An 11,348-nucleotide genomic window follows, 5' to 3' on the forward strand; every position below is an offset into this window, starting at 1 on the left:
ATGTTAAAACTATGGAAGTAAGAAAAATTTTATGTCCATTGTGATGAAAGTAACCTGCAAGTATTATAAACTGTACATTAACTAACTGAATTAGAAGATTAAGGTAAGGCATTGAAATCAGCTAAGTGTAAGAGCAATGGAGAGAAAGCCCCAGTAGCACAAGCCTTTACCCCAGAGGCTAGCTTAAAACGCAAAATACGCTCACATTTTACACAACTGGGGTTTCAAAAAGGGCCGGATGGAACACTAGTTCGTCCTGAGTCAGGAAAAGAATCTATCCGTCAACTGCACAGCGCTCAACGTGAAGAACGTCTACGCTCCTCTGAGCAATTTATATCTGAATTCTTGCCAAGTGCCATACCATATTTTGCCAACGGAAATGAGATTGATCCAACTAAGATTCGCTTATCATTGATAAAAGTTTCTGCGAATTCGTTCGAATCCAAACTCTTTAGGGCAGCATCTTTAACCTGGTCTGTTCCAGTATCAAATGGTTACGGTCGCCGCATGCGGTACCTCGTGTGGGACAGAGGGCATGACCGACTTGCTGGAATATTTGCATTAGGAGATCCAGTTTTTAACTTATCTGTACGTGATAATTTAATCGGATGGACATCTAATGATCGATCAAGTCGGCTAGTTAACATACTTGATGCTTACGTTCTTGGAGCGGTTCCCCCCTACAATATGCTTTTAGGCGGTAAAGCGATTGCCTGTTTAATCCGCTCACGAGAAGTTTATGACGATTTCCTACGAAATTATGGTTCAACGACGGGCATTATTTCTGGTAAAGATAAATACGCTCACTTACTCGCAGTAACAACAAGTTCTTCCATGGGGCGTTCATCACTTTATAATCGACTGAAGCTAGATAGCATAAGTTATTTTGAACCAATCGGTTATACCGTCGGCTGGGGGCATTTTCATATTACCGATGAGTTATTTGGGGAGATGCGTGAATATCTTCGACTCGCAGAGCACCCGTATGCCGATCAACATTGCTTTGGCGAAGGCTCAAATTGGCGGCTCAGAACTATCAAAGCTGCCCTGAAACAACTCGGGATTAACCAAGCGGTTTTACGTCATGGAATCCAAAGAGAGGTATTTTTCTGCCAGCTCGCTGAAAATGCAAAAGAAATTCTCGCGACTGGTAGGGGTACACCCGACCTTTCAACCTTAAAAACTATTGATGAAATATCTGAACTTGCGCGTAAGAGATGGATTGAACCGCGAGCTCTAAAGCAGGGTTATTATAAGAACTGGAGACGGGACGATATATCCTTACTAATTAAAGGATTAAAACTGGACGTAATAACTAGTAAAATTGCCTAAAGGAGTTGGGAGGAGGAGAAGTGAATCTAGCAGAACTTCAAGAGAGGCTATACCAGCATTATTCTCGACTACGTGATCTGCGGACTACCGAAAATTATCCCGTTTATGCGATCGAGCATGGTCTGAGCGAAGCAGAGATTTCTACTGCTCAATCGCTTCTCAATGCCAACTTGAATACAACAAAACGTGCTACTCGCACTTTTTGGCTGGTATGGATCGCTGCCGCTGCTGAGATAGGTTACACATATGACGGAACCGAATATTGGGATTCCTTTGCTATAGCCTTTCCCTCCTGGCCTAAGTTTGGAGACCGTGATCAAATCCGTATATGGTATAGACGATTTACTACTGATTTTAATAGTGTCACCCCCTCCGGGTCATGGGCACAGCAGTTCCCTATTATTTCTTGGCCAATCACGCAAGCCATTCTGCCAAGATATCTACAACGTTTTTTTGCCGATCACCTATACAATCTTCGCCATTTACTGACTAGAAGTGGTGAGCTTACATTAGAAGAAATAGGTGAACTACTAAGCGATGAATATCATGGTGGTTCATCTCGGTTCGAGGGTTTCTTACAACAAAAAACTCTAACAGCACGAATTGTAATGGCGATGCGTCTTGAAGATGTCGTTGATGCTATCTCCCCCATTGAGAAAAGCACATTGCGCCGCATCATAGACGACTTCGATAAGCTTGGTTCATTTGGTACTCGCCTAAAGGAAGTAAGACGAGTACTCCGTGAGGCTCGTTTCGTCAATTTGTATAGTACAAGCTTTATATCTTCTTCAAAAAGTATCCAAGAAAATGTAACTATCTCGAAAACTTGTACAGTAAAACCTCGGCTAATTGCACGGCAAAGAGGTTTAACAGAGTGGAACCTAAGGCTCGTAATTCCCGACATTGCAACATCTCTTCGTCAGGCCGGACTATCCCCGCTTGATTTAGAACACTCTCATATGCGCTTTCGTTATTATGGTGGAGGCAATGCATGGATGCCGGGCCGGGCATTATTTTCTTACACCGGAGGAACAGAAGAACCACTCTCGGCATACCCAACTGATAATCGTTCTGTTTTCGAATTCGATCGCCCTTTTGAAAAAGTTACAGCCTCTTTGCAGGAAAGGCTGCTTTTCCCTGCAACGACTTTACGGCTACTAAAGGTACGTTCAGATGGTACGGCTGTTGAAGTCACGGGACGGCATGTAAAAGCTAACCAAGCTTATTTACTTGTCTGTTCGAATACAGTGCCCACTGAAGTTATCGATAGTCTATCGCTTACTCCTGTTCAGTCACAGACAACTGGAGCCGACGTTTGGCAATTTTCAATTCCTACGAAAGTAGATGCTAGAAAAATAGCAGCATTATCGTCGATTGGGCTTGGATATAAGTTAGGCATACGAGCCGAATCAATAGGTATGACTGCCCGATGGAACAATGTAGATGACGCGCTGGAGTTTCTTGACACAGAAGTTGTCATGTTTTACCTAGCATCGGATGTTGAAGCCGACGAATTACAGATCATTATTAATAAACATCCTCCTGTACATCTGCGTCCGGAACCCAACGGAAAAACGTTTATTTCGCTCGGTAAGCTTCCAATAGGTTTGTATTATGTATCTTTATCTGCACTCGGCGTAGCTACCGGCAGCAACATAATAAGCGAAGAAATCCTCATTAGGGTGCGTTTAGCAGCACCTTGGCAAAAGACTGTCTCCGGAAAAGCAGGGGTTAGCCTCAAGCTTGAACCGCAGGGAGCCACATTAGAGCAGTTTCTTGACCACGCAGCCACCCTGAGGTTTATGGCTCCTGCCGGGCGTATTGTTAAACTGGAAATCCGTTTCTTCAACGCAGACGGCACGCTTTTTCATATAGAGCCGATTGGCAATTACAAGGCTCCTGTTGACGATGAGAGAATATCTAAACTTATCGTACAGAAACTGACAGCAGACAACTACATTGAACATGTTGATCGTTCCGCGTGTATAGAATTGCTCATATCGTTGGACGAATATGGCCTAGAGAGCGTGCGATTCGACAAGAAAGCAGAACCTTTACGGTGGCTACGTTTAGACAAACGTACTATCCGACTCACCGATGATACAGAGGAAACAAGTCTGCCTTCTGTAAAGAGATATGATTTGAACGCTGTTGAAATTGGTCACGAAGTGGACTATGAACAGGCTCTGTCCGGACTAGAGCTTCGTGGTAAGGGCGGTTTGTTTGTTGCAAGCATCAATGATCAAACTTACGAAGTGATCGCTATGGCTTCGCAGCGCCAAATTTCTGATTTTCGAGATCTGAATATTCTGACTCATGTGTCCGCAGAAGAACCACAGCCGCTAACCATTATCAATGCTCTGCGGTATTGGCAGGGAGCTCGGAGGCTGATAGGACCAATGGCTTTTTTGGCTCGGCGCAACGCTATTCTCACACTTGAAAAAGAACTTGAACGATATCTATGCGGTAATGACTGGGCAGAAGATATAAACAAGGTTCAAACTGGTAAAAGGGACATTGGATTTCTTTATAGGCGAGTTTATTATTCACAAGGATTCGCTTCAGGCTTATTGAGCGCACAAGATTGGCAATATGATCATGATGCAGAAACTGCTGAACTAGAATTCTTTCGACTGGCTCATGCTTATAAAATTCCGGAAACAGACATCCTCTATCGTCTTGCACTGAAATTGGCATTTCAACCGCATACTGTGAAACCCTCGGACCTCGCATCACCAAATGCATTCGATATGCTACGGAAAAACTCTGCGCTAATCCGCGGAGCGTATTTTGCGCGTCTAGTGGCACACTGCCAGAAAACGAGCTCTAAGACGGAGGTCTTATGAACAATATTAAAATACTTAGCCGGGCTGATTGCCTAAAGTATTCATCTCGCTCATTAGGACTTCCTGACTTGCAAAAACTTGATAATGCATTAATCGCTCAAGCGTTGCGGAGAACCGTTTTCATTGAAGCTCCTTGTTCGATTCGGACAGTATGCTCACTCGTAATGAATTCCCTAGGTCCATTAACTGACGAGCCTGAGAACTTAAAGACACTCATCTACGATATTATTGACGACCTTGTCAACTTGGGTGATCTTCTTGAAATGCGGGACGAAATCGCGGGGGAAACGAACCTCATTTTGCGCCCTGCTCCACCGGCGTTTGTGCTTCGAAGAGATGGGACATTCATTATAGTGGGAGTGGCTGGTGATGATGTCACTCCGCCACAGGTAAATGACTTTAATCTCGTTTATTACCCGAGTGGTTTAAGAATACTCACACCAAGCAATACGCAATCATGTCGGCAAACACTTATCGATCTAGGACTTATTGAGTTACCTATGATTACATGGCTACGTGCACCAGTTTCGATTACAGCCGACAAACTTGTAAAATCGTGGATCAGCAGACTCCCAAACGATATACACCCGGAAAAAATAGAGAATTTTGAGATAATTGATATTAGCAATACAACTTCATACTATAAAGGCAGATGGCAGTCACTAAACGAACAACATGCTGGAATTTATATTGCCCGACGCCCACAACGCTACGGGGCAAGACTGTGGTGCCTTGCCGAAATTCGGGACGGATTAGTCCAACGCTTCGTTGATATTCATTCAGGAGATGCGCGCTTTCGAGATTGTGATGAAGCCTGGCGATTACTCGCTGCGATGGATGCACTTACTGGCTCTCCGCAACAGGTCAGAGTTGTTTATGAAAAGGAGATAACTGTGCTGTCCTTTACATCTCCTCTTCCTTCTTGGGCGATTAGGCGTCTTAGTCTGGTCGGTGAACGTTTAAAGCCTCATCGCGCCTTGCTGCAATTTTCACTGCCTTTACATAATAGTGAAGAAGAACTTCATTGGCTAGAGGAATCCCTCTGGCTAACTCGGGATTAGTATGGGAGCACTAAATGAAAACAGCCACAATACAACAAACAATTGACGAATTACGGCAGAGCCTGACGCATTATATCGAGGCGACATATCACATCGGCCACCCTTCCATAGTCAAACAGCGTCGTGAACTATTGAATCAGATCGGTGGCATCTATCAGGCTCCATATCTGGAATCGACTCCCCGCTATAAGAGCGCCAGTCCTTATAATGAGATTGATAGTTTGCCACCAGCGGCACTTGAAGCATTGAGAGTTCTTTCTGACACAAAATCAGGAAAACCAGTAATTTACCCTTCCCCCTATACCCATCAATTGGAGGCCCTACAAGAGATTCTCAACAATAATCGAAACCTTATGATTATGACGGGAACAGGTTCTGGCAAAACTGAATCATTCCTCTTACCGATATTAGGCAAGTTCGCAATTGAAGCCTGCGAGAACCCAGAGCGCTTTAAAAAATATAATGCTGTTCGCGCATTAGTGCTTTATCCTATGAACGCCCTCGTGAACGACCAATTAAGTCGATTGCGAACAATGTTCGGTTCCCCTCAAACCGTTGCTCTATTCGAAAAATGGGCTAAGCGTCCCGTCCTCTTCGCGCGTTATACCAGCCGTACCCCATATGCGGGCCTGCGCACACCTAATAAAGATAGTAAACGACTAGCATCTATTGGTGAATTTTTCGGGGAGATCGAGGATGCGAAACGACGCTATGAACATTCCCCTTCCGACGGGGAAGAATACCGCGCGGCTAAACTCTTTGATACCTTAAAGGTACGGGGAAAATGGCCATCCAAAGAAAGTGTTTCCGACTGGTTGGGTAAAGCTCCTGTGCCTTGGGCGAAGCGAGCAATCTGCCGTCCACACGATTCTGAACTAATTACACGCCATGAAGTTCATGCATCTCCACCCGATCTTCTCATTACAAACTATTCGATGCTTGAATATATGATGATGCGTCCCATTGAGCGTGGCATATTTGACGCAACAAAAGAATGGTTGGACGCTTGCCCGGACGAGAAATTTCTTATCGTTCTTGATGAAGCTCATCTTTACAGAGGAGCACAAGGTGCTGAAGTCGGATTATTGATACGTAGACTAAGAGAACGTCTTGGTATACCAGCCGAGAGGTTCCAAGTCATATGCTCGACCGCAAGCTTCAGTGATGAGGGTAAGAAAAATGCTGGTGTATTCGGCGCACAGCTTTCCGGAGTATCGGCCGAATCATTCGTGTCAATAGTAGGAGAACTACAGTTACGTTCTCCTGAGGACCGTGGATCAATGGTCGATATAAACACCCTTGCTGCTGTTAATCTTAAACAGTTCTATTCAGCAGACCATAGTCAACAATTGGCAGCGATTGAGAACTTTCTAAAGTTTCGAGGGGTATCAGTCAAAGATGTAAGTGATGTGGACGCTAAACTTTATCTGGCGCTGTACGATTACGCGCCATTTAATCGACTTGTAAATGAGACTATGACTGCTGCGGTATCGCTCTCCAAACTACCAGAAATAATCTTTGACGATACAATACCATCGAATCTTTTGGAAAAAGCCACAACGGTATTACTCGCGTTTGGGAGCCGCGCGAAAAAAACACCAAACGAAGCTAGCCTTCTTCCATGCAGAATACATTCATTCTTCCGTGGACTTCCTGGCTTATGGATATGCATGGATCCCAATTGCCCCGATGCCCTCAGAGACAGGCGAAGCCCTGCCGGAAGATTGTTCTCGCAACCACACGAGCGATGCAGTTGCGGCGCTCCGGTTTTGGAATATTATACTTGCCGTCATTGTGGCACTTCATATGCCAGGGCCTATACAAATGATGTTGCGCAGCCACGCTATTTATGGTCCAAAGAAGGTGAAAGAATTGAGACTGCTTCAGGGCTTATAGAGGCTCTTCATCCTCTTGATCTTCTTATTGAAGAACCGCCATCGGATGATAAAGCCAAAGCCGCTTACTATGATCTTGTATCGGGGCAGCTTAATCCAGATGTACTAGGAGAGAAATATCGAACCGTCTTCCTTGCTCCTGCAAAGCCCGTAACAGATGGCTCGAAAGATACAACCCGTGGAGCAGGTCCAGGGCAATTCGCTCCTTGTGCATGTTGCAACCAGATGGCAGGTCATGGACAATCTAGCGTTCAAGATCATCAGACCAAGGGCGATCAACCGTTTCAGGCTTTATTGGGATCACAGCTAAGAATACAGCCCCCTGGTCCACAGCAACAAACTTCTTTTGCGCCACTTCGTGGGCGTAAGGTTCTAATCTTCTCTGATTCTCGCCAAGTAGCCGCTCGTCTGGCTGGCACACTTCAGAACTATTCCTTACGTGATGCTGTGCGGGCACTCCTTCCGTTGGGTTATAAGATTCTTAGCCGCGATCCGGACTTCTCCAAAACTCTTGTGCTCAACCATGCGTACTTATCAGTTTTAGTGGCTGCCCATAAGTTAGGCGTTCGACTAAGGCCCCAACTTGGTGATGCAGAAACACTTTCAGAGGTAGAAGGACCAAGTCCAGGCCCATCTCCCGCAGGTATACAGCTCTTTCAACTCCTCAGTTCGTTGTCCCGATGCCCGCAGCGTCTTATGCAGGCAATCTCCGATACGTTTAAACATACGAACATGGGACTTGATCTGGAGGCCTTGGCGATCGCCACGATTGGCGAGCCTCCACAAATCTCGTCCAAGATTGTAAAACTTCCCGATCTACCAGGAGTCGCCGAAACCGAGGAGGCTAAATTGACAGTCTGTCGAGCTTGGCTGCGATGCTGGACGCTTGATCCGGGAATCTGGTTTTCAGACATGCCTGACTCTTGGTGGAATGAACGAGTGAGATCCCATCAAGGGGTATTTACTGCCATGAACCGAGTTCTTGTATCGAAGCAATCGAAATCAATATTCAAAAAGAATTGGCTTCCAACTCTTCTGACCATTTTTACCGAGCAAACAATGGGAGGGGGACATCGTTTAGTTGCTTCGAAGCTTTCTCTTCATTTAAATGGTCAGTGGCAGCGATGCAATAGTTGCAAATCTGTTCATCGCCCAGTCGGAACTCTCAGTAGATGTATTGACTGTGAAAGTTCTGATGTGAGCAACTTTGATCCCGCTTTAGATGAGGTTTACAAGGCACGTCGTGGTTTTTATCGCGACCCTATCGCTTCAGCACTTGATGTTGAAGATCCCCAACTAATGACCATTATTGCAGCAGAGCACACAGCTCAACTTGGAGCGGCACAGCCGGATGAAGCCTTCTCTCACTCTGAGCGACACGAAATAAGATTTCAGGATATCGATGTCGCCTGGAGAGATAAGGACCGCCCTGGTGAACCCGCTATTGATGTGCTTTCAAGCACCACGACTATGGAAGTAGGTATTGATATCGGTGATCTTTCAGGCGTGGCACTTCGTAATATGCCTCCAACCCGCGCCAATTATCAGCAGCGTGCTGGCCGAGCAGGCCGACGTGCTAATGCAGTTGCGACTGTTGTAGCATTTGGCAGCTCGGACAGCCATGACGACCATTATTTTACGGATCCAGAGGAAATGATACGGGGTAATGTCATTGATCCACGCCTCACGTTAGAAAATCCGGAAATAACGCGACGCCATCTTCGCGCCTACCTGCTTCAGCGCTATCATGAAGACCGTATTCCTGGATTAATCCCAGGTGCCGATCCTAATTTGTTTTCCGTTTTGGGCAAAGTCGGTGATTTCAAAACTCGGGGACCTTTGCTCAATCGTTATGATTTTGCTAAATGGCTAGAAGATAATGCACAAGACCTCGCTAACGCGGCTGATCGCTGGCTACCCACTGAGTTGTCACCAGATGATCGCCATAGGTTGATTGCTGAAATGATGGTTGACGCGACAGATACGATTGACGAAGCCATAGATTTTATTCAATCAGAGAACCAAGATGTCAACGCCGCGCTAGAAAAAAGTAAGGACGACTCTGGTGATCAAACCGAGAATGAGATAATGACCGAGTCAGAGGATAACGTACATATTGTTGATCCCGCCACGGATAAACTACTTGACCGTCTCCTTTACCGGGGAGTAGTTCCACGGTATGCGTTTCCAACCGATGTTGTGGCATTTCACGTTTTCAATCAAGAGAGATCAACCCCGTTCACATCGGTTATAGATTATGCTCCCGCTCAGGGGCTTGCACTGGCTCTATCTCAATACGCACCAAACAAGCAACTCTGGATAAACGGCAAACAGTATACATCCAAAGCTATATATTCTCCTTATCCAGCCGAACGACGGGACGCTTGGGGAAAACGAAAACTCTACTTCGAGTGCAGCACTTGCTCCCATGCAAGGACTGACGATTACTTAAAAGAGAGGGAGAACACGACAGAGACTTGTCCAGCCTGCAACACACCCAACTCTTTCGGCCCGGCAAGGGTCTGGTTCCGTCCTGTCGGCTTTGCGCACCCAATCGATACACCGCCGGAAACTGAGCCAGACTCACCAAACGAGACCGCAAGAGCGACGCGTGCCAAGTTAGTCATGCAAACGCCTAATCCTGACAAGAACTGGATTCAGGTATCCGAGCGGGTGCGTGCTTTCAAAGCGAGAGAATTTCTCTTAGTATCAAATACTGGTGTCGATAAAGATGGCTACGATTATTGTCTCGCCTGTGGTCGAATCGAGTCATCGGCGGCTCCTGAGGAACTACTCTCACAACCACACGCTACGCCATTCCGCAGTGAAGAAGGCTCCATCTGCCCAGGAGGAGCGGCAAAACGTCACGTAATTCTTGGGACTGATTTCAAAACTGACATTGCATTATTTTCATTCCCGCTAACAGAGCCGTTCCAACTCTTGCCCGGCAGTATAGAAGCTGATTCTGTACTTAGAACTCTATGCGAAGCTATGGCCAAGGCTGCGTGTCAAACACTAGATATTGAACCGGGAGAAGTTCTAGCCGAATACCGCCCAGCTTTGACAGAAAAAGGCGCAAGCGGTAACGAAGTTGAAATTTTCCTATATGACACATTGGCAGGAGGTGCAGGGTTTTCGACCGAACTTGTGAATCGGGCAAGAGAATTGTTTGAGCACACGCGAAATCTTCTAGCAAGTTGTCCAGAAAACTGCGACACATCCTGCTATCGCTGCCTGCAAAGTTTCCGCAATCGAATGGACCACTCGCTCCTAGATCGCAAACTCGGCATTCAGTTTATTGAACATGCGTTTGATGGTGGATATCCGCCTTATCCTGCCGAGCGTACTCGACGATCGCTTGATCTTCTCGCCCGTGATCTGATTCGGCAGTATGGAACCGAATTTTCTTTCTCTCGTGAAGTTCAACGATATGACAATGAAGCTGGAGAAATAGTAATTCCAATTGTTGCTACACGCCTGGCTACGGGTGCAGAAACTTGGATATCACTCAGTTCTCCACTAGCCCCGGCGATTCCGACAGATCATAAACTCCAGAAACTTAGTCCTCAAGGGTCAGAAAAAATGGAGTGCGCAGATGACCTTATTATTCGTAGACATTTACCAGAGGCAAGTTTGCAACTTCGAGGAAAACTGAGATAAGACCATAGTGAATTTACACTTGGCGGCGACGGAGTCCTCGCCGCCCCCTTACGAAATGGTTCATTAAAAGAAAATATTGATGATGTACTAGTCATTTATTCTAATTACTGGCTATTCAAGCCAGTAATTATTGTTAATACATATCAATTAACTATTGCTGATCCCTCCAGTCTTTCGTATAGAGCAGATCGTTATCGCTCAACTTGAGAACGGTATGAATCCGCAGCAATCGTTCAACTTTGGCACCGAATTTTGCGGCTTCATCAAATGAAAGGAATATCTGCTTACGTTTAACAGATGCTAGAATTCGGATTATATTCCCTGTGGCAGGAACCTCAATATTCTTGTAGATAACTGAATCATGGATTATGAACGGCAGGTTAGTTAGTGAAAGCATAGCAAGATCGAATGCAACTAAGCCTGCATAAGACTTTCCAGTTCCAGTATCCTCGGGCGAGATGAAGTTGTATGAATTTGCATTTTTTATCCTAAGCTGAGATGCATTTCTGCTCGGCCCGTAAACTACTTTATTGAAGTTTTTTAATTTTATATTT

The 11,348-nt window shown here is 45.6% G+C and carries 5 protein-coding genes; 4 read left to right on the forward strand and 1 reads right to left on the reverse strand.

What is annotated here, in order from left to right; all coding sequences use genetic code 11:
* Positions 1 to 111: 111 nt before the first annotated feature.
* From IM284_RS22440 to IM284_RS22455, 4 genes are read left to right on the forward strand one after another with little or no spacing between them, the layout of a single operon-like run.
* Positions 112 to 1,332 (forward strand): Druantia anti-phage system protein DruA, encoded by a 1,221-nt coding sequence (locus IM284_RS22440; RefSeq protein ID WP_193055936.1) that lies wholly within the window; start codon positions 112 to 114, stop codon positions 1,330 to 1,332.
* Positions 1,333 to 1,352: 20 nt separating this feature from the next.
* Positions 1,353 to 4,178 (forward strand): hypothetical protein, encoded by a 2,826-nt coding sequence (locus tag IM284_RS22445; protein WP_135770570.1) that lies wholly within the window; start codon positions 1,353 to 1,355, stop codon positions 4,176 to 4,178.
* Positions 4,175 to 5,239 carry a hypothetical protein gene (locus IM284_RS22450; RefSeq protein WP_117273512.1) on the forward strand — a complete coding sequence of 355 codons (1,065 nt, stop codon included), beginning with the start codon at positions 4,175 to 4,177 and terminating at the stop codon, positions 5,237 to 5,239. Before IM284_RS22445 ends, IM284_RS22450 begins: the two co-directional genes overlap by 4 nt.
* Positions 5,240 to 5,253: 14 nt before the next feature.
* Positions 5,254 to 10,794 carry a DEAD/DEAH box helicase gene (locus tag IM284_RS22455; protein ID WP_110195074.1) on the forward strand — a complete coding sequence of 1,847 codons (5,541 nt, stop codon included), beginning with the start codon at positions 5,254 to 5,256 and terminating at the stop codon, positions 10,792 to 10,794.
* A gap of 151 nt (positions 10,795 to 10,945) precedes the next feature.
* Here IM284_RS22455 and IM284_RS22460 read toward each other — a convergent pair.
* Positions 10,946 to 11,348: DUF2326 domain-containing protein (locus tag IM284_RS22460; RefSeq protein WP_193055937.1), on the reverse strand; the 403-nt coding region annotated here is incomplete at its 5' end.

Source organism: Enterobacter cloacae complex sp. P12RS (assembly GCF_014895875.1).
Classification (GTDB): Bacteria; Pseudomonadota; Gammaproteobacteria; order Enterobacterales; family Enterobacteriaceae; genus Enterobacter; species Enterobacter bugandensis.

Coding starts and splice junctions, on each gene's coding strand:
- IM284_RS22455 (WP_110195074.1), top strand. CDS start 5,254: ATGAAAACAGCCACAATACAACAAACAATTGACGAATTACGGCAGAGC.
- IM284_RS22450 (WP_117273512.1), top strand. CDS start 4,175: ATGAACAATATTAAAATACTTAGCCGGGCTGATTGCCTAAAGTATTCA.